Raw genomic sequence first — 18,528 nt, forward strand, 5'->3', positions numbered from 1 at the left:
GGCGAGCTGGCATTTCCATCGTCGAACGCGTTGGAACAACGACGCGCCTGGGAGGCTTGTGAGGTGAGTACCCGAGTACACCGAAGAACGAGGTAGGTCATGACCGACGATCGAACGCAGCTCACCGATGACACCGAGATCGCGCGACCGGGGCGTGTGAGAGTGCTGGCGTTCCCGGCGGTCGTGTACTCGTTCGCAGTGGTGATGATGGGCACCACATTGCCGACTCCGTTGTATCCGGAGTACGAGCGTGAGTTCGGTTTCGGCAGTCTCATGACCACCCTCATCTTCGCCACGTATGCAGTCGGTGTGATCGCGGCGCTGATAGGTGTCGGACAGTTCTCGGACACCATCGGCCGCCGCCCGATGCTCTATGCGGGCGTGGCCCTGTCGTTCGTGAGTGCTGTGCTCTTCCTGATCGGTGGCAGTGTCGAGATCTTGTTCGTGGGCCGACTCGTCTCGGGGTTCTCGGCGGGCATCTTCACCAGTACCGCAACGGTCGCCGTCATCGAGGCGGCACCTCGCGGCAGACGCGGGATGGCAACAGCAGTTGCCACTGCGGCCAACATCGGAGGTCTGGGCCTCGGACCCTTGGTTGCGGGCATGGTCACCGAGTTCGCGCCGTACCCGACCAGGACGATCTTCGTGGTCCACGCGGTGCTCCTGATCATTGCGGGCATCGGATTGACGCTGGTTCCCGAGACCGTCAAGGTTCTCAAGGGGGCCCGTCCGACGTTGCAGCGGGTGAGCGTCCCGCCGTCTGTCAGAGGGATATTCACCCAGGCGGCGGTCGGTGCGGTCGCGGGGTTTGCCGTCGCAGGTCTGTTCACTGCGGTGGCACCCAACTTCATGGCGAGCGTTCTGGACGTCTCTTCTCCGACGATCACGGGACTCGTGGTGTTCGTTCTCTTCGCGACGTCGGCGCTGACACAGATTCTGACGTCCAAGGCACCGGTTCGGGCGTCCCTGCTCTGGGGCTATATCGGGCTGGTCGCGGGGATGACGGTGCTCATCGTGAGCCTGGAGACGGCGTCGCTCGCGGGACTCGTCGTGGGTGCGATGATCGCCGGCGCCAGTCAGGGACTGCTGTTCAGCAAGGGCATCGCGGCGATCGCAGCGCGGGTGGAGCCCCACCGCAAAGCCGACGCGACGTCCGCGTACTTCGTCCTCGCCTACCTGGCGATCTCTGTGCCGATCATCGCGGTCGGGTTCGCCGCCGAGGCATGGACGCTGACCACAGCCGGTGTTGCGTTCTCGGGTGTCATCGCGGCGCTGGCGGTCGGCGCCCTCGTGGCACTGCTGACCCGATCGAAAGACGCGATCTGATCAGCTGATCGACTCGTCGAGCGCGCCGCGTAGATCGGCGATGATGTCGGACGGGTCCTCGAGGCCGATCGAGAACCGCAGGTGACCCCACGTCCGGAAGGTCTCCGGGTACGCCGCAACGCGGGGGCCGTCGGTACCCACGTGCACGATCAGCGACTCGTCGTGGCCGAGGGAGACCGCGGAGGTGATCATTCGTAGATTGGCGACGAAGCGGTTCTGGGTGTCGGGGTCACCGCGCACCGCAAAAGCCATCATCGCCCCGAAACCGCGGTCACCGAATTGCCGGACCGCGACGTCGTGCTGCGGATGTGACGGCAGCCCGGGGTAGGCCACATAGGCGACCCGCTCGTCGGCCTCGAGGAACTCGGCCACCTGCCGGGCCGACTCGAGGTGGCGGGCCAACCGCAGCGGCAGGGTGATGGCGCCGCGACTGATCAGCCACGCGTTGAACGGCGAGATCACCCCTCCCACATCGACCATCGCGTTCGACTTGATGGGCGAGATCAATTCTCGCCTGCCCACCACTGCACCGCCCATCGCGTCTCCGTGACCGTTGTAATACTTCGTCAACGAGTGGATCACGAGATCTGCCCCGTCGGCGATCGGCCGATAGAGCGGCGGCGGGGTGAACGTGGAGTCCACAGACAACAGGGCACCGCCGGCATGCGCGATGTCGGCGACGGCGGCGATGTCGGTCACCTTGGTCGTCGGGTTGGCGATGGCCTCGACGTGCACGAGTGTGGTGGTGGGGCGCATCGCCGCCCGTACCGCGCCCGGATCGGACGCGTCGACGAACGTGGCCTCGATGCCATACTTCTGCGGCAGCAATTCGGTGAACAACCGCCACGTCGCCTCGTAGGTGACGTCGGCCACGACGATGTGGTCGCCGGTGCTCAGGTACGTGAAGAACACCGCGTGGAGCGCAGCGACTCCGGACGCGAGCACCACCGCATCCTCTGCCTCCTCGAGGGCGGCGAGTTTGTCTTGCAGAGCAATCTGATTGGCGCCCGAGTTGCGGGTGTAGAGCGGAATGTCGGTGCCCGACCAGCTGACGTTCGACGGATCATCAGGCAACGCATAGGAATTGGCCATGACGATGGGCGTGCGAATTGCTCCGGAACCTCGGTCGACGCTGTTACCGGCATGCACGGCGCGACTGCCGAAGGCCAACGTGGACGGGATCTCGTTATCTGGGCGGGACATCGCATCAGGTTACAACCGGTTGAGAAGCGCCCGGATACCCAGAACCCACGCCACACAATCGAGAATGTAGTCGAAACAGACATAACGGGCAATCGTTGCAAGTGTCACAAAACGGGCTTCGTTACCGAAATCTAAGCTGTTGTTAACGTGCCGTCCCTAGCTTCGAAAAGCATGCAGATGTTCAGTGAAAACTCATCGCTAGGTCTTCGGGGGAAGCATTTCAGGGAGAACTTTCGGTATGACTTACCGGCTTCACTGGTGGTATTTCTTGTAGCGCTTCCACTTTCACTCGGAATTGCCATAGCTTCAGGGGCGCCGGTCATGGCGGGGCTCATCGCGGGTGTGGTCGGCGGAATCGTGGCCGGAATGATCGGCGGGTCCCCGCTGCAGGTCAGCGGACCGGCAGCAGGTTTGACCGTCGTCGTCGCCGAACTGGTCGCCAATTTCGGATGGAAGGTCACATGTGCGATAACGGTGGCTGCAGGTGTTCTGCAGATACTGTTCGGTCTGAGCCGGGTGGCGCAGTCTGCGCTGGCCATTGCGCCCGTCGTCGTCCACGCGATGCTCGCCGGTATCGGCATCACCATCGCTCTCCAGCAGATCCATGTCTTGCTCGGCGGGTCCTCACGGAGCGATGCCTGGGAAAATCTGACGGCTCTGCCCGGACAGATCGTCGACTTTCGAAGCGCTGACGTGCTCGTGGGCGGCCTCGTCGTCGTCATCATGCTCGCCTGGCCACTGCTGCCGGCGAACGTCCGTAAGGTGCCGGGTCCACTGGTCGCGATCGTCGCCGCGACCCTGGTGGCCATACTCGCCCCCATCGATGCCGAACGTATCGAGCTCGGTGGTAACTTCTTCGATTCGATTGCTCTGCCGGAACTTCCGACGGGCAACTGGGGTGCTGTCGTTCTCGGTGTGATCACCGTGGCGTTGATCGCCAGCGTCGAATCGTTGCTCTCGGCGGTGGCTGTCGACAAGATGCACACCGGGCCACGCACTGACTTCAACCGCGAACTGCTGGGTCAGGGGAGCGCCAACATCACTTCGGGCATGCTCGGCGGACTGCCGGTGACGGGCGTCATCGTCCGCAGTTCCACCAACGTGGCCACTGGCGCCCGCACCCGCGCCTCGACCGTCATGCACGGCTTCTGGCTGCTCGTGTTCTCGGTGCTGCTGACCGGGCTGGTGCAGCAGATTCCGAAGGCAGCGCTGGCCGGACTCCTCGTGGTCATCGGCATCCAGCTGGTCAAACTCGCGCACATGCGGCTGGCGCGGCGAACCGGTGATCTGTGGGTATACCTGATCACGATGATGTCGGTGATCTTCCTCAACCTGCTCGAGGGCGTCGGAATCGGGTTGGCCGTCGCGGTCCTGGTGCTGATCTGGCGGGTCGTCCGCGCGGAGATGACCGCAGAACCGTTCGGCACCAAGGGGTCTCGGCAGTGGCGGGTGAGTATCAGGGGGTCGCTGAGCTTCCTTGCATTGCCGCGCCTGACCAAGACGTTGGCCTCGGTCCCGTCAGACGCGCACGTCAGCATCGAACTCGATACCGACTACCTCGACCACGCCGCGGCGGACACGATCGAAGACTGGAAGCGGGCGCACGAAGCGAACGGCGGGACGGTGCTCATCCAACAGACCGGCGGTGCGACCATCGAGGACGCGCCCGTTGCGCCGCCGCGGCGTCGTACGCCCTTCGGCCGAGGACTGGGTCTTGTGCCATGGAAGTCCTGGCAGTCCGGGGTGGCCACCGATGCTCCCAGGGCGCTGCAGCCCATCACCGACGGCGTCGACGAGTACCACCGCATCGGCGCCGACGAACTGCTCGGCTACCTGACGGAACTGGCAGACGGGCAAGACCCGGACACACTGTTCATCACGTGCGCCGACTCCAGGGTGGTCCCCAACGTGATCACCTCCAGTGGTCCCGGTGACCTGTTCACGGTTCGCAACGTGGGCAATCTCGTTCCGGCCGCTCCGGCGACCGACACCTCGGTGGAGGCGGCAATCGAGTTCGCGATCGACGAACTCGATGTGAGTTCCGCTGTGGTGTGCGGACATTCGTCGTGCGGAGCTATGAAGGCCCTTATCGCCGGCGATGCTTCGGACGACGCCGGCCCGGTGGCCAGTTGGCTGCAGAATGCAGCGCCGTCACTGGCGGCGTTCCGGTCGGGCCATCCCGCAGGGCTCAGCGCCGCGCGGGCAGGGTTCGACGAGGTCGACCAGCTCGGCATCGTCAACGTCGCCCTGCAGCTGCAGACCCTGCAGCGCCACCCCGTGATCGGCAGGGCTGTCGCTGACGGGCGCATGCGGGTGGCCGGCCTGTTCTTTGACATCACCACCGCTCGCGTGGTGACCGTCACCACGAGCGGAGTCGAGGTGGGTGAGCCGGACGGCGTGCTCCCTCGCTGACGATGTGGTCGATTGATGACTACTGCTGAGCTGCAATAGCTTTCCGCAGACTCAGCAGTGTCATCGACTGCACCTTCAACCGGCCGGCGGCACCGGTGTTGACGTGATCGACCGAGGCATAGAGCAACGCCCACATCATGTTGATGATCCAGGCCGCATCGAGTTCAGGGTCGATGGATCCGTCGCGACGTCCGCGTTCGACGGCGTCGACGACGGTGCCGTCCGAGAAGCAGATGTCCTGATCGTTGATCCCGGCGGCGAAGAACAGCACCGTCAGCATGTCACTCAGTTCGAAGTACTCCTGACACAGTCGCAGCACGGCGTCGAGACCGTCTCCTGCGGCGAGATCAGCCCTGGCTCCCGCCTCGGCCATCGACTGCTCGCCGTAGCGCGCGACGGCGGTGAGCAGGTCACCGCGTTCTGGGAAGTAGCGGTGCAGCGTGGTGCGGCCCACGCGGGCGCGGTCGGCGATCTCGGACAGCGGCGCTGTCGGAGACTTCGCCAGAACGACGACCGCGGCATCGAGGATGGCCCGGCGGGTACGTTCGCGGGCGCCGGTTTCGGCGGCGGGGTGCGTCGCAGTCATGGTCGGAAGTGTAGTGCAGGTTCGATTCGAAACGGTGCACCACAATTCGGAAATAGAATAATACTTGCCCGTAGTGGAACAACTGTGTTCCACTACGGAGGTGGAAACTTCCATCAAAGCGAGCGCCGCGACACCCACGACCGACGCCGGCGGGCTGCGGAACGCGAAAGTCCTCATCGGTTTCGCGCGACCGCACAAGCGCTCGATCCTGCTGGGTCTGGCATTGGCACTCAGCGGGTCGGTCACCGTCCTCGCGACGCCGATGGTGACCAAGTGGATTCTCGATTCACTGGGCACCGGCGCGTCGATGCAAGGCCCGGTATTGGTGCTGATCGCACTGCTGGTGATCGGTGCGATACTCGGCTGGGCCCAGTGGGTGGTGCTCGGGACGACGGCAGAACACATCGTCTTCGACGCCCGCGCGTCGCTCGTCAAGCGCCTGCTCGGCTCGACCGTGCCCTCTGTGCAGTCGCGTCCGGTGGGCGAACTGGTCACGCGAGTCACCTCCGACACCGTGCTGCTGCGGGAAGCCGCATCCACTGCCGCGGTGGGGGTGGTGAACGCGACCTGCGTGACGATCGGGACCGTGGTCCTGATGGGTGTCCTCGACCTGATGCTGCTGGGCGTGACACTTGCCGCGATCATCATCGTCGGTGCGATCTTCACCGTTCTGATGCCACGAATCGCCAAGGCAGAAGCCCTGACCCAGGAATCGCTGGGTCACCTCGGCGGTGTGCTCGAGGGGAGTCTGCGGTCGGTACGCACGGTGAAGGCGGCGGGAGCCGAGGACCGGATCGGAGCCCTCATCGGCACGAACGCGAGGCAGGCGCGATTGCACGCCATTGCCGGCGTACGCATCTCGGCCGGCGCATGGACGGTGGCCTGGACCGGGGTGCAGGGCGCCATCATCGCGATCTTGGCTCTCGGTGCCTGGCGGGTGGATTCGGGAACCCTCGAGGTGTCGGCGCTCATCGCATTCCTGCTCTATGCCTTCACCCTGATGGGACCGGTGGGGGAATTGACCACCAACATCACCGCCGTGCAGTCCGGCATCGCCGCGGCCATGCGTATCCGTGAACTCGAGACGCTGGAGGCCGAAACCGCGACAGTCAACGTCGATGACTCACAGATGCCGACGACGACGAACGACATGGCTTCGATCGATTTCGATGAGGTGACAGTCCGCTACGGCGCCGAGTCCGACGCTGCCCTTGATCGGGTGACGCTGCGGGTTCCGGCCGTCGGGCACACAGCGATCGTCGGACCGTCCGGAGCGGGAAAGACGTCGCTGTTCTCTGCGGTTCTGCGCTTCGTAGAGCCCGAGGCCGGAGTTGTTCGTCTGAACGACGTCCCATACCCGGATCTCGGTGTCGACGAGGTCCGGGCCAGGATCGCCTACGTCGAGCAGGAGTCCCCGCTGGTGCCCGGGACGGTGGGCGAGAACCTCCGATTCATTTATCCTGACGCCACCGATGCCGAACTCGCAGAGGTGCTCTCACTGCTGCAACTCGACGAGGTGGTCGCGGCGCAGGCGAAGGGGCTCGATACCCCGATTCGTGACACCGATCTGTCCGGGGGTCAACGGCAACGTATCGCCATGGCACGAGCCATGATCCGTCCATCGCCGATCCTGCTACTCGACGAGGCGACGTCACAGGTGGACACGCTGACCGAGGCGGCGATCGTGGCATCGATCAAACATCGGGCCACATCCGGTGCCGTCCTCACCATCGCTCACCGGCTCTCGACCGTCCGGCACGCCGATACCATCGTGGTGATGGAGTCCGGTCGGGTACGCGCAACGGGAGATCACGAGCACCTGATGAAGAACGACGAACTGTATCGCCGGATGGTGCACGCCGGTGGGTTCGATGTCCCCGCTGCACAACTGGATGAGGTCGCGCGGTGAGAGTCGCGGTACTCGGTGCCAACGGGGCCGTGGGGAGGAGGGTCGTGACCAAGCTCGACGAGCGCGGTCACGACGTTCTTCGGGTCGGTCGCAATGGAGCAACGAACGATCGGGTGGTCGACCTCGGCGCGACCGACACGTCGGCCTACGCGACGGCTGTCTCGGATGCCGACATGGTGGTCAATGCTTCTGGTCTCGAGAACCCGGCGTTGGCTCAGCAGGCCGGGAACGCCAGGTTTGTCGACATCAGCGCCACGGCCGGTTATCTGGAGAAGATCGCCGCGGCACCCGCGACGGGCGGCGTGTTGGCCTTCGTAGGTCTGGCACCCGGACTCAGCACCCTGATGGCCTCCGAGTTGGCTGCCGAGGCCGGCGATCACGTGGACGTGGCGTTGACCCTCGGTGAGGGCGAGCAGCATGGCCGGGCCGCGATCCAGTGGACTGTCGGCTTGCTCGGGTCCACCTTTGTCGACGCCTCTGGCCAGTCGGTCCGCAATCTGACCAGGCCCAGAACCCTCGAGGGCCCGGTCGGCAGCCGGAAGCGTTTCGTACGGGCAGACTTTCCGGACCACGTCGTGGCGGGTGATGACGGTAGGCTCGTGGAGAACTATCTGGCGCTGGGTTCCGCCGCCGCCACGTTGTCGCTGCGCATCGCCAATCTTGTTCCTGCGGTGGGCGGTTCGTTGCTGCGACGCGTACATCTTCCGGGTAGCGATGAGTGGTCTGTGCTCGCACGCAACCGAACCACCGGTCGGTGGTTGCACACCTCGGGACACAACCAGTCCGAGGCAACGGCGACGATGACCGTGGCGGCCATCGAAGCGGCCGAGAATCGGATCGATCCGGTGTTGTTCACCACCGACGTTCTCGAGATACACGGACTGACCCACTGGGACATCCACATTCGCAGTGGCCGCTGACCCCGAACACACGGTGTGCTCGTGTCGCCAGGCTAAGGGAGCAGGTTCCTACGGCGGGCGCCTGCAACTGCTTCGGCCCGGGAATGTGCACCCAGTTTGCGCATGGCACTGCGGAGATAGCTCTTCACCGTCTCGGTGCCGAGGGAGAGCCTGGTGGACGCTTCGATATTGGAGCAGCCGGCGGCGACCAGGGTGAGGACATCGATCTCCCTGCGAGACAGCGAGACCGAGTCCTCGATCTCGATGTCTCCTCCGACGACTCGGGCGAGACGATCAGACAGTGCCTGAGCCTGCCGGCTCGTGACGGACTCGAGCGAGCCTGCGAGTTCGCGAAGGCCCGTATGGATGCTCCGAAGTTCTTCGAGCGTCGCCGGGTCGAGTGCGTCGCGGGTACCGGGCCGAGCAATGGAGAGCATCTCGGTGCGGCGGTCGACTTCGTCTCTGATGGCGATTTCGGTGGCCAATCGCCGACACGCCGCGACCACCGCGTCGGCGGTCATCCCGCCCATCGGTGCCCGGTCCCGACGTGCGGCGTACAGCACCGCGCGCGGAACGGAATCGACGACGACAGGCACCGCGAGCACCGACCGCAGACCTTCACCGAGGACCGGCCGGTCGTAGTGGTGGGTGATCGCGTCGGCGTTGCGGTAGTCCGAGACCGACGCGGGCCTGAGTCTGTCGATGACGCGTCCGCCGAGCCCCGACTGCGCACTGACGGCGAGTCCTCGCAGGCCGTTGGTCCGCGTTCCGGCGAATTCGGTCAGGAGCAGGGATCCGGCGTGGACCTCGCCCCCGAACAGGACCGGGACCTCCAGCACCTTCGACAAGCGGCGCATCTCGTTCCGAAGCGCGTCGGTGTCGCGCGGTCGGAGCAACGCATCCCGGCCTGTCATGTTCTCACCCCTTTTCGGGGGTAGCGGTTGGGCAACTGTGACATGGATCCTACCTAGGAGACCGATCGCCGAGAGAACCGAGGACCGCATGCCCACCACCACCGACCGTGTCAAGGAACTGCTCGCGCAGTACGACCGCCCGGATGCTTCGGCAGCTGACCTGCTGTGTGACCGGCACCCGGCCGACGCGGTGGCATTCACCGTCATCGAGACCGATGCCGACGGTGACCTGGTGTCGCTCGACCTGACCTATGGGCATCTGCGTGAGCAGTCCTGCAGATTCGCCGCGGCGCTCGCCGGACTCGGCGTCGAACCGGGGGACCGGGTCGCGACCCTGATGGGCAAGTCCGCGGACCTCATCGTCGCCGCTCTGGGGATCTGGCGGCGGGGCGCGGTGTACGTTCCGTTGTTCACGGCGTTCGCACCACCGGCCATCGCGTTTCGCCTGCAGGCCAGTGGTGCCAAAGTGGTCATCTCTGACCTCGATCAACTGCCCAAGCTCGCGGCAGGCGAGGACATACCTGCGGACGCACCGTGGCGCGTCGTCTCGGCCGGAGACGGAGCGGAGCGGAGCTCGACCGGATCCATCGGGCCGTCGACCGGCGACGATCTCGAGCTGTGGGCGCTGATCGACGCCCACGAGGCCGACGATCCCGCCGGTGTCGCGGTCACCGTCGGTGGAGACGGCCTGCTCGTCGAGCTGTTCACCAGCGGGACCACCGGAACCCCCAAGGGTGTGCCGGTGCCGGTCCGCGCTCTCGCGTCGTTCCACGCTTATCAAGAGTTCGGCCTCGACGTTCGTGCCGATGACGTCTTTTGGAATGCCGCCGATCCCGGGTGGGCCTACGGCCTCTATTACGCACTGCTCGGACCGATGGCCGCCGGAACACGGTCGCTGTTCCTGCACGCGGGATTCTCACCCGCCCTGACCTGGCGCGTTCTCGACGAGTTCGGTGTCACCAACTTCGCCGCTGCGCCGACGGTGTATCGCGCTCTGCGCGCGGGCGACGGCCCTGTCCCGGAGATCAACCTCCGGCGGGCGTCTTCCGCGGGGGAACCGCTGACGCCCGATGTCGTCGGCTGGTCTGCGGACACCCTCGGCGTGGCTGTTCGCGACCACTATGGTCAGACCGAGCACGGCATGTTCATCGTCAACGCCTGGCACGACGAGTTGCGTGCCGACGTGCCGGCCGGATCGATGGGGCGGGCTCTGCCGGGGTGGTCGGCCGCGGTACTCCAGGAGGAGTCGGACGATCTCGCTCCGGTGGGTGCGGTCGGACGGGTGGCCATCGACACCTCGGCCAGTGAGCTGCTCTGGTTCTCGGGATACGTGGACGCTCCGGAGAAGACAGCTGAGCGATACACCGAGGATGGTCGCTGGTACCTCACCGGCGATTCCGGTGCCACCGATGCGGACGGGTTCTTCTACTTCTCGTCGCGCGACGATGACGTGATCATCATGGCGGGATACCGGATCGGACCGTTCGACGTCGAAAGCGTCCTCGTCATGCATGACGACGTGGTCGAGGCAGCCGTCGTGGGCAAGGTCGACGAACTGCGCGGCGAGGTGCTCGAAGCCTATGTCGTGCTCCGTGACTCGGGTAGCGGATCACCTGAACTCGAGGCGGAATTGCAACAACTTGTCAAGAAGAAGTTCGCTGCCCACGCGTACCCACGCACGGTTCATTTCATCGATGCGTTGCCCAAGACACCGAGCGGAAAGGTGCAGCGCTTCTTGCTCAGGAAACGGTGATACCGGCAAGGTCTAGGAGATGCGGGACTTTGTACCCCAGCGGAATTCGCGCCACGTGCCGATGTTCGTGCTAGATGCACCTGGCGCGTCTGCGCGTTGGTGGCGCGGACTTGTGTAAGGCGGCGCGTGTTCGCTGAGCGCACGATTGTGACGACATCGGCGGAGCGAAAGGCATCAGGATGGCGTTGTGGCAGCGACCACCGTGCCGCATAGTTGCTTCGTCGCCTCACGCACAATTCGACGTGCTGACACGCGGGCCTTGGCCGAGGAGCTTCCGGCGGAGGCAATTCCGGCGGTTTCTCCCAGGATTGCCACGGCGAGAGCCGACGATGTGCGATAAGGGATGACGAGCAGAGTGGCGGTTCTCTTCAATCCGGTCAACGAGATGATTCGCTGCGTCACCGGAATCAGGGAATTCCTGATGCCGTCGTAATCCACGGCGTCGAGATCGGGAAACGAGTCGGAGCGCGACCAGTTGACGGAGACGTCCCGAACGACCCCCAGCAGCGGGTTGAGAGCGCTGACCAGCAGAGGCAGTTCGTTGCCCACCCGACCTGTCTCCGGCCACCAGGCTCCGTCGATGTTGGCGCCCCGTTCGGTTGCGAGGGTGAAGCGTATGGGCGCCGACATCGGTCTGCTCATCGTCAGACCCGGTCCGAAACCGATACCGACGGAGCTTCTTGCCGTTTCGCGGCCGGATCGGTCACCAGGTCAGAGAACACAGGTTGCGGTATCCGGCCGGAATCGGCGGCTTTCTGAGGGTCTTCGGAGTGACTTCGTTCCGGGTGAGAGAAAAGATCTCGATCTTGCATGTTGTTGTCTTCTTCCTGCAGTGAACGCCGCGTGGCGTTCGAAGTATGTGTCGGGCGGTCAGGGAGTCGTGGCTCGCTCTGACGGCCGGGTAAGCGATATCTGTGTCGCCGGGTGAAACCAGTTGCTGCCTCGGACCCGCAACCGGGTCTGGTCAGCGCCGCAGCGGTGAGGATCGGCCTTTCGTTGCCGCTCGCGTGGTTGCATCGATCATCCGAACCCGGCCTTTTCGAAGCTCACCGCGTGAGTCTCCGTGGGAAAGTTGCCGGCCGGTGAATGTGTCCGACCCCTCAAGTGTACGGGTAGCTGCTTGTCCTTGGTGGGAACGGGCTCACCTGCCACGCCGACCGGTTGTCGCGAGTTCCTCTCGCCACAGCAACGTTCACCCAGATGTGTCGCAGTAGACGCGCCTGTCGCATTGACGTGTTCACGCAACAGGGAAAGCATTGATGGGGAACGTGGACAAGGAGGTTCAAAGGTGAGCTCAACAATTGTGGTCGGGTTCGACGGTTCGGAATCTGCTCTCGAGGCAGTGATCTGGGCAGCGAAAACTGCCAAACGACAAGGTAAATCGCTGTCTGTCCTCGGTGCGTACGAGACGCAGACCGCTGCATATGCCCCCGCGCTGGTGATCCCGCAGGACGTCATCGACGTCATCCGCGCCGAAGCCGAAGCAAACGTGCAGAAGGCGGCCACCGCTGTCGCCGAGGTCGCACCAGATGTGAAGGTGAAGGTCAAGGCAGAGGAGGGCCGGCCGGGTTCACTGCTGATCGCGGAGTCTGAAGAGGCGGACCTGGTCGTGATCGGTAGCCGCGGGCTGGGCGGTGTGCGCGGCCTGTTCCTCGGCTCCGTTGGGGTTGATCTGGCCGCCCACGCCAAGAGCCCGGTGCTGGTCCATGCAGGAACCGGTGGTCAGGGACCGGTCGTGGTGGGCGTCGATGGCTCGCCGCTGAGTGAAGGGGCGCTCAAAGCCGCTTTTGCCTACGCGGCGGAGCTGGGCACGGGCGTGCGGGTGGTCCACACCTGGACCGATCTGTCGTCGGACGCGCTCTACGGATACGGACTCGAACCGCAGCAGCTCCAGCGGCTCGCAGACGAGGCCCAGGAAGTGGTGGCCGAACGCGTCGCCGGATTCGGCTCCGATTACCCGGACGTCGAGGTCGAGCGGATCATCGTGCCGGACGGCCCGGCCGCGCAACTGGTGGAACACGCCAAGGACGCGCAGCTGCTGGTTGTCGGCAGCCGTGGGCGCGGTGGGTTCAAGGGTTTGCTCCTCGGATCCACAAGCCAGGCGGTACTGCACAAGGCGACCTGCCCGGTGCTGGTCGTCAAGACCCCTCACGAATGAGAACCCCGCTCGCCGCCTGTCGACCATCGGCAGGCGGCGAGCGGTGTGTCTACCCGGCGGCGTCCGAGGCCATCGCCTCTGTCGACTTCTGTGGCGTGTCCGGTCTGGCGGCTGCGCCCGACTTCGGTAGGAGCAGTGAGACACCGAATCCGGCAATCAGCATTCCCAGCGTGAGGACGTAGGTGTCGGCGACCGCGCCGGCCAGTCCGGGCGCGGCCACCAACCGTTCCACAGCCGGGAGTCCGAGTGCAGCGGCCATGCCGCCGTCGTCGAGCACGGGTACCCGGCTGTTGAAGTAGGCAGTCAACAGGGTCGCGCTCGCGGCTGCGCCGATCGCTGCGGCGAACTGATTGCCGGTGGTGAGGATGGTGGTGCCCGACGCGAGGTCGGGGCCGGTGATTCCGCGCAGGGCCGCGGTCATGACCGGCATGAACGTCGAACCGATGCCGACACCCATGAGGATGCCGATACCCGCAATCGCGACGTATGACGTATCGGCAGCGAGCACCGACGTCATCAGCGACATGGCAACCACAGTGGCGCCGATGCCGAACCAGACTATTTTTCGTGGGTCGATCCGGTCGACCAATCGCGTGGCGATCTGCACCACGACGCCTGTGGTCAGGGCTTGACCGATCATCAGCAGACCTGCGGCGGTGGCACTGTCACCCCGGACCGCCTGCACGTAGATCGGCAGGATCATCATCGAGCCGAAGTACGCCCCACCGACGAGGAGCATGCTCGTCGCACCGACGGCCAGCGAACGTCGCTGGAGCAGGCGAAGATCGAGCAGAGGTCGTGCCGACCTGGTGGTGCGGAGGGCGAACAGTGCGAGTAGTCCGACACCGAGCGCCCCCGGCACCAGCACCTGCGGGGTCAGTGGGTCGCCGTGGTCGCCGGCCCGGGAGAGACCGAAGACGAGCAGTGCGGCTCCCGGGGCGAGCAGCAGGAGCCCCACCCAATCGAGGGGCCTGCGCTCATTGCCAGATGTTCGGGGAAACAGTTTGATCGCCAACACTATTGCGACGATTCCGAGTGGCACGTTGATGAGGAACAGCGAGCGCCACCCGACACTGTCGATCAGTAGACCGCCGAGGGTCGGCCCGAGTACCGGACCGATCATCAGGGGCAGACCGAGCCATCCCATCATCTTTCCGCGATGGCGTTCATCGACGAGCTGCAGGGCGATGGTCATTCCCACGGGTTGCAAGAACCCGCCGCCCAGGCCCTGGATCGCGCGAAATGCAATGAGACTTTCCACATTCCACGCGAGGCCGGCGAGGGTGGAGCCCACGACGAAGAAGGTCAGAGCGGTGATGTAGACGCGGCCTGCGCCGAAGCGGGCGATGGCCCAGGCTGCGGTCGGCATGACGGCGACCAGGGCGAGCGCATAGGCAGTGGTCACCCACTGCATGGTCGACAGGTTGGTGTCGAAGGATTCGGTGAGCCGGGGGATCGCCACCACGGTGACCGTGATGTCGAGCATGACCATGAGAGTGCCGAGAGCGAGTATTGCAGCGACCTGCTTGGCGAGTCGGTTCATCCTCACGCCACCCCACGCGTGACGACGGGGCGCTGGGGCTTCAACAACTCTGCCCACCAGATCAATTCATCCATGGCCTGTCGCGCCGAGTCGCCGGCGGTGTCGTCGAGGGTGAGTGTCCCGTCGTCGAGGTGCTCCCATGGCATGTGGATCACCACACCGTTGCGGGTCCCCACCATGTAGACCTCCGCGACCACCGTGCGGAGATGTTCGACCGCTCGTAGACCACCGGACATGCCGCCGTAGGACACGAAGGTGACCGGCTTGTGCTTCCACTCGGTGCGATGGGCGTCGATCAGAACTTTGAGTTCACCGGGGTAGGAGTGGTTGTACTCCGGGGTGACGACCACGAATCCATCAGCGTGATCGAGCAGTCGGGTGGTGGCCGCTCCGGTGGGTTCGGCGAGGTCGATGACGTCGAACTCCGCGCCCTCTGGAGGTAACTGGTCGAGGAACCACCGCGCGACGCTCGGCCCGATCCTGCCGGCGCGCACACTCGCGATGATCAGAACGAAGTTCAGATGTGTCGGTGTCATGGTTCCTGAGTATTCAAGTTGAAGTGAACTTGAAGTCAAGTACCCTGTGCGCATGGCGTTGAAGAAGTTGGAGATGACAGTGGGGGAATTGGCGATCCGGGCCGGGGTGGCGCCGTCCGCAGTGCGGTACTACGAAGACCGTGGCCTGATCTTCAGTCGGCGCACCACCGGGAACCAGCGGCGATATCACCGGGCGATGCTCCGGCGCGTGGCTTTCATCAGGGCATCCCAGGCTGCGGGAATCCCGTTGGCCACCATCGGGTCGGTGCTGGAGGCACTCGGCGAGCACGAGTCACCAACCAAGTCGATGTGGCACAAGGCATCGCAGCGTTGGGTCGACGACCTCGACGAACGGATCGCACTGTTGCAGCGGATGCGCGACCTCATGGACTCCTGCGTCGGTTGTGGCTGCCTGTCGATGAAGGCGTGCCATCTGTTGAACCCCGAAGACGCCTACGCACAACAGGGGCTGGGCTCGAACCGGCTGCTCACCGAGACATGTGAACGTAAGCTCGAGCAGGCGGATTAGCGCCCGATCACCTGCTGTGCAACAGATCTCAGCCGGCGGCGTCGGCACCGGCCTCGAGGTCGGCGATGATCAGCTTGTCCATGGTCATCATGGCATCCAGAGCGCCCTTGGCCCGAGCGGGATCGGGGTCGGACATCAGCTCGTAGAGCCGGGTGGGGACGATCTGCCAGCTCAGTCCGAAGCGGTCTTTGAGCCAGCCGCACCGGGACTCTTCGCCGCCCGCAGTGAGGGTGTTCCAGTAGTAGTCGACCTCATCCTGGGACGAGCAGGTGACGGTGAACGAGACCGCCTCGGTGAACGTGAACTCCGGTCCAGCGTTGATGCCGATGAACTTCTGGCCGGACACCGTGAACTCTGCCGAGAACACGTTGCCGTCGTTGCGGGTGACGTTGTCGATCGATGAATCGGGAAACGTCTCGGTGTACAGCTTCATCGCGTCTTCGATGTTCTGGTTGAACCAGAGTGACGGGATGATCTCGGTCATGGCGGGCTCCTCAGCTCGAATCGGGTCGGTGCAGCGTTGCTGGTAGGTAGACCGTGCCCGCCTTGGAAACTCATCGCAGTGACCAAATCGCCGCTTTTGTTGCGATGTGCGACACCGTGTTGCGCATTACGCTGTTGGTAGTGCGTCGACCTACGGATCGGAGGGCAATCTCATGATGAGTGCACAATCGAATCCAGGATGGAACCCAGGAACGTCCTGGCCAACCGTCAAGCACGTCTCGGTGGACGAATACCAGCAGGTCATCGGCATGATCGCGCAGAATGTCCACGCCGACTCCCTGGCCGATCCGCAGGCCTTCGCCAGGCAGTCGCGACTCGCGGCGGCGCTGCTGCCGGCCGCCGTTCGTGAACTGCTGCTCGACTTCCTGGTCGATGGCGACGGTGGTCTGTTGCTCAGCGGACTCGAGGTCGGCGACATCTCATCGACGCCGGACTCCCCGGTCGACGCCCTCACCCGCCGGACCGAGATGGCCAAGCAGTCGGCGGTGTTGCTCTCGAGCATCGTGCACCTGGTCGGCTACCGGCCGGAGTGTCGTGGAGAACTCGTCCAAACCCTGATCCCGATCCGTAGCCACCTGCGTCGGCAGACCTCCACCGGAAGCGCGGTGGACCTCGAAAGTCACACGGAGCAGTGTCACAACATGGCGTCGCGGCCGGACTTCATCGCGCTCGGGTGTCTACGAGGCGACCCGCACGCCGCGACCTACCTGCTCTCCGCCCGCGAACTCCAACGACAGTTGCCCGCCGAGACGGCCCGGTTGTTACGCGATCCGGTCTTCTACACGCGCGTCGACGGCTCCTTCGTCGACGGCGGTGTGCCCGACGAGGTGCGCGGACCCATCCCGGTGCTCAGCGGTTCATGGAATGATCCGGTCATCACGTACGACGAAGACCTCATGTCGACCGACAGTCCCCAGCACGCAGCCGCGCTGGCCGCAGTCAAAGGCGTGTGGGCGACGCATCGCAGTGAGGTCGTGCTCGGCCCCGGGGACCTGTTCATCATCGACAACAGCCGAGCCATCCACGGCCGCAGTTCTTTTGCCGCGAGATGGGATGGCACCGACCGCTGGCTGTGTCGGCTGCAGGGCCTGTGCAACCTCGCGGTCTCGCGCTTCGCGCGGCTCGAGGGATCTCCGATCATCGAGAGTGAGGGCTGCTGACCGGGCCCTCTCCAGTGCGGATTCCCCACACGGTTCAGGCGATGTCCTCGATCGCCTGGACAGGCGTGTGCAGCGCCGGGATGATGTTCTCCCCATAGGATTCCAGCGTGGCCCGCTTGTCGTTGTGCTGGAGGTACACGGCGAACTGATCGACCCCGATCTCGCGGAGCACGGCGAGTTTGGCGAGGTGGTCGGCCGGGGTTCCGAGAATGCAGAACCTGTCCACGATCTCGTCCGGCACGTACTCGGTGTGCGATGTGCCGACCTTGCCGTGGTCGTTGTAGTCGTACCCGGCCCTGCCGACGACGTAGTCGGTGAGCGCGGCGGGGACTTCACCCTCGGTGCCGTAGCGCTTCACCAGATCGGCGACGTGGTTACCCACCATCCCGCCGAACCAGCGGCACTGGTCGCGGGCCAGCGCCATCGACTCGGGGCTGTTGTCCGTGGTCACGTACGCGGGTGCGGCAACGCAGAACTTGATCGCCATCGGATCGCGGCCGGCCGCCTCGGCCGCGGCCCGGACCCGGCCGATGGTCCAGGCCGCGATGTCGGGGTCGCCCAGTTGCAGGATGTACCCATCGGCGACCCGGCCGGTCAGTTCGAGGGCCTTGGGTCCGTACGCGGCCACCCAGAGTTCGAGTTCAGAACCGTGGCTCCAGGGGAAGCGGAGCCGGCGACCGCCGTAGTCCGCGGAACGTGAATTGGCCAGTTCCCGAATGACGTGAATGGCCTCGCGCAAGGTCGCGAGGGTCGCCGGTTTGCCGTTGAGGGTCCGCACGGCGGAGTCGCCGCGCCCGATACCGCAGATGCTGCGGTTTCCGTACAGATCGTTCAGGGTCGCGAAAGTGCTTGCGATGACGGTCCAGTCGCGATTGGCCGGGTTGGTGACCATGGGCCCGACCGTGACCTTCCTGGTTGCTCCGAGGATGGCGGAGTGGATCACGAACGGTTCCTGCCAGAGCAGGTGTGAGTCGAAGGTCCACACGTGAGAGAACCCGAGGGCCTCGGCACGGACGGCGAGGTCGACAAGCCGGAGGGCAGGTGGATCGCATTGCAGTACAACTCCGATGTCCATTGTTCTCCCGGTGCAGGTCTG

Annotated in this window: 16 protein-coding genes; 8 read left to right on the forward strand and 8 right to left on the reverse strand. The window is 64.8% G+C overall.

The window, feature by feature from the left end; all coding sequences use genetic code 11:
* The first annotated feature begins 99 nt into the window (after nt 1–99).
* Nucleotides 100–1,326, forward strand: coding sequence for an MFS transporter (locus J3S28_RS23005; protein WP_207843281.1), 1,227 nt, complete (start codon nt 100–102; stop codon nt 1,324–1,326).
* Here the strand turns inward: J3S28_RS23005 and J3S28_RS23010 are convergent, their stop codons facing one another.
* Nucleotides 1,327–2,529, reverse strand: coding sequence for a trans-sulfuration enzyme family protein (locus J3S28_RS23010; RefSeq protein ID WP_207843282.1), 1,203 nt, complete (start codon nt 2,527–2,529; stop codon nt 1,327–1,329).
* Between the two features lie 177 nt (nt 2,530–2,706).
* Here J3S28_RS23010 and J3S28_RS23015 point away from each other — a divergent pair, with 177 nt between their 5' ends.
* A complete protein-coding gene (locus J3S28_RS23015; RefSeq protein WP_237342005.1) occupies nt 2,707–4,941 on the forward strand; it encodes a SulP family inorganic anion transporter in 2,235 nt (744 codons plus the stop codon).
* Between the two features lie 19 nt (nt 4,942–4,960).
* Here J3S28_RS23015 and J3S28_RS23020 read toward each other — a convergent pair whose 3' ends face one another.
* Nucleotides 4,961–5,527, reverse strand: coding sequence for a TetR/AcrR family transcriptional regulator (locus J3S28_RS23020; RefSeq protein WP_207843284.1), 567 nt, complete (start codon nt 5,525–5,527; stop codon nt 4,961–4,963).
* 100 nt (nt 5,528–5,627) lie between these two features.
* On the opposite strand from J3S28_RS23020, the gene J3S28_RS23025 reads away from it, so the two are divergent.
* Both J3S28_RS23025 and J3S28_RS23030 read left to right on the forward strand, forming a co-directional pair.
* The gene (locus J3S28_RS23025) at nt 5,628–7,436 is read left to right on the forward strand and encodes an ABC transporter ATP-binding protein (RefSeq protein WP_307797350.1); all 1,809 of its coding nucleotides are present in this window, start codon (nt 5,628–5,630) and stop codon (nt 7,434–7,436) included.
* Complete coding sequence (locus tag J3S28_RS23030; RefSeq protein ID WP_307797352.1) at nt 7,433–8,356, forward strand: NAD-dependent epimerase/dehydratase family protein; 924 nt, start codon at nt 7,433–7,435, stop codon at nt 8,354–8,356. Before J3S28_RS23025 ends, J3S28_RS23030 begins: the two co-directional genes overlap by 4 nt.
* Before the next feature lie 32 nt (nt 8,357–8,388).
* On the opposite strand, the gene J3S28_RS23035 is transcribed toward J3S28_RS23030, so the two are convergent.
* The gene (locus J3S28_RS23035; protein ID WP_207843288.1) at nt 8,389–9,249 is read right to left on the reverse strand and encodes a helix-turn-helix transcriptional regulator; all 861 of its coding nucleotides are present in this window, start codon (nt 9,247–9,249) and stop codon (nt 8,389–8,391) included.
* An 88-nt stretch (nt 9,250–9,337) separates the two neighbouring features.
* Between J3S28_RS23035 and J3S28_RS23040 the strand changes: the two genes are divergently transcribed.
* Nucleotides 9,338–11,002, forward strand: a complete 1,665-nt coding sequence (locus J3S28_RS23040; protein ID WP_207843289.1) for an AMP-binding protein — start codon at nt 9,338–9,340, stop codon at nt 11,000–11,002.
* Between the two features lie 174 nt (nt 11,003–11,176).
* Here J3S28_RS23040 and J3S28_RS23045 read toward each other — a convergent pair whose 3' ends face one another.
* The gene (locus J3S28_RS23045; RefSeq protein ID WP_207843290.1) at nt 11,177–11,632 is read right to left on the reverse strand and encodes a DUF5994 family protein; all 456 of its coding nucleotides are present in this window, start codon (nt 11,630–11,632) and stop codon (nt 11,177–11,179) included.
* A gap of 658 nt (nt 11,633–12,290) precedes the next feature.
* Between J3S28_RS23045 and J3S28_RS23050 the strand changes: the two genes are divergently transcribed.
* On the forward strand, nt 12,291–13,160 hold the full coding sequence (locus tag J3S28_RS23050; protein ID WP_207843291.1) for a universal stress protein: 870 nt from the start codon (nt 12,291–12,293) through the stop codon (nt 13,158–13,160).
* Between the two features lie 49 nt (nt 13,161–13,209).
* Here J3S28_RS23050 and J3S28_RS23055 read toward each other — a convergent pair whose 3' ends face one another.
* Both J3S28_RS23055 and J3S28_RS23060 read right to left on the reverse strand, forming a co-directional pair.
* Nucleotides 13,210–14,703 (reverse strand): DHA2 family efflux MFS transporter permease subunit, encoded by a 1,494-nt coding sequence (locus tag J3S28_RS23055; protein ID WP_207843292.1) that lies wholly within the window; start codon nt 14,701–14,703, stop codon nt 13,210–13,212.
* A gap of 2 nt (nt 14,704–14,705) precedes the next feature.
* Nucleotides 14,706–15,239: an NADPH-dependent FMN reductase gene (locus tag J3S28_RS23060; protein WP_207843294.1), complete on the reverse strand. Its 534-nt coding sequence runs from the start codon at nt 15,237–15,239 to the stop codon at nt 14,706–14,708.
* A gap of 52 nt (nt 15,240–15,291) precedes the next feature.
* Between J3S28_RS23060 and soxR the strand changes: the two genes are divergently transcribed.
* The gene (gene soxR / locus J3S28_RS23065; protein ID WP_207843296.1) at nt 15,292–15,768 is read left to right on the forward strand and encodes a redox-sensitive transcriptional activator SoxR; all 477 of its coding nucleotides are present in this window, start codon (nt 15,292–15,294) and stop codon (nt 15,766–15,768) included.
* A 28-nt stretch (nt 15,769–15,796) separates the two neighbouring features.
* Here soxR and J3S28_RS23070 read toward each other — a convergent pair whose 3' ends face one another.
* A complete protein-coding gene (locus J3S28_RS23070) occupies nt 15,797–16,252 on the reverse strand; it encodes a VOC family protein (protein ID WP_207843298.1) in 456 nt (151 codons plus the stop codon).
* Nucleotides 16,253–16,427: 175 nt separating this feature from the next.
* On the opposite strand from J3S28_RS23070, the gene J3S28_RS23075 reads away from it, so the two are divergent.
* Entirely contained in the window at nt 16,428–17,432 is a 1,005-nt protein-coding gene (locus J3S28_RS23075; RefSeq protein ID WP_237341973.1) for a TauD/TfdA family dioxygenase, read from the forward strand.
* 34 nt (nt 17,433–17,466) lie between these two features.
* Here J3S28_RS23075 and J3S28_RS23080 read toward each other — a convergent pair whose 3' ends face one another.
* Nucleotides 17,467–18,507 (reverse strand): TIGR03842 family LLM class F420-dependent oxidoreductase, encoded by a 1,041-nt coding sequence (locus J3S28_RS23080; protein ID WP_207843300.1) that lies wholly within the window; start codon nt 18,505–18,507, stop codon nt 17,467–17,469.
* Between the last annotated feature and the right edge of the window lie 21 nt (nt 18,508–18,528).

Origin of the sequence: Williamsia soli (assembly GCF_017377795.1) — a bacterium.
Lineage (GTDB): Bacteria > Actinomycetota > Actinomycetes > Mycobacteriales > Mycobacteriaceae > Williamsia > Williamsia soli.

Coding starts and splice junctions, on each gene's coding strand:
- J3S28_RS23015 (WP_237342005.1), top strand. CDS start 2,707: ATGTTCAGTGAAAACTCATCGCTAGGTCTTCGGGGGAAGCATTTCAGG.
- J3S28_RS23020 (WP_207843284.1), bottom strand. CDS start 5,527: ATGACTGCGACGCACCCCGCCGCCGAAACCGGCGCCCGCGAACGTACC.
- J3S28_RS23045 (WP_207843290.1), bottom strand. CDS start 11,632: ATGTCGGCGCCCATACGCTTCACCCTCGCAACCGAACGGGGCGCCAAC.
- J3S28_RS23055 (WP_207843292.1), bottom strand. CDS start 14,703: ATGAACCGACTCGCCAAGCAGGTCGCTGCAATACTCGCTCTCGGCACT.
- J3S28_RS23060 (WP_207843294.1), bottom strand. CDS start 15,239: ATGACACCGACACATCTGAACTTCGTTCTGATCATCGCGAGTGTGCGC.
- soxR (WP_207843296.1), top strand. CDS start 15,292: ATGGCGTTGAAGAAGTTGGAGATGACAGTGGGGGAATTGGCGATCCGG.
- J3S28_RS23005 (WP_207843281.1), top strand. CDS start 100: ATGACCGACGATCGAACGCAGCTCACCGATGACACCGAGATCGCGCGA.
- J3S28_RS23075 (WP_237341973.1), top strand. CDS start 16,428: ATGAGTGCACAATCGAATCCAGGATGGAACCCAGGAACGTCCTGGCCA.
- J3S28_RS23040 (WP_207843289.1), top strand. CDS start 9,338: ATGCCCACCACCACCGACCGTGTCAAGGAACTGCTCGCGCAGTACGAC.
- J3S28_RS23010 (WP_207843282.1), bottom strand. CDS start 2,529: ATGTCCCGCCCAGATAACGAGATCCCGTCCACGTTGGCCTTCGGCAGT.
- J3S28_RS23080 (WP_207843300.1), bottom strand. CDS start 18,507: ATGGACATCGGAGTTGTACTGCAATGCGATCCACCTGCCCTCCGGCTT.
- J3S28_RS23035 (WP_207843288.1), bottom strand. CDS start 9,249: ATGACAGGCCGGGATGCGTTGCTCCGACCGCGCGACACCGACGCGCTT.
- J3S28_RS23070 (WP_207843298.1), bottom strand. CDS start 16,252: ATGACCGAGATCATCCCGTCACTCTGGTTCAACCAGAACATCGAAGAC.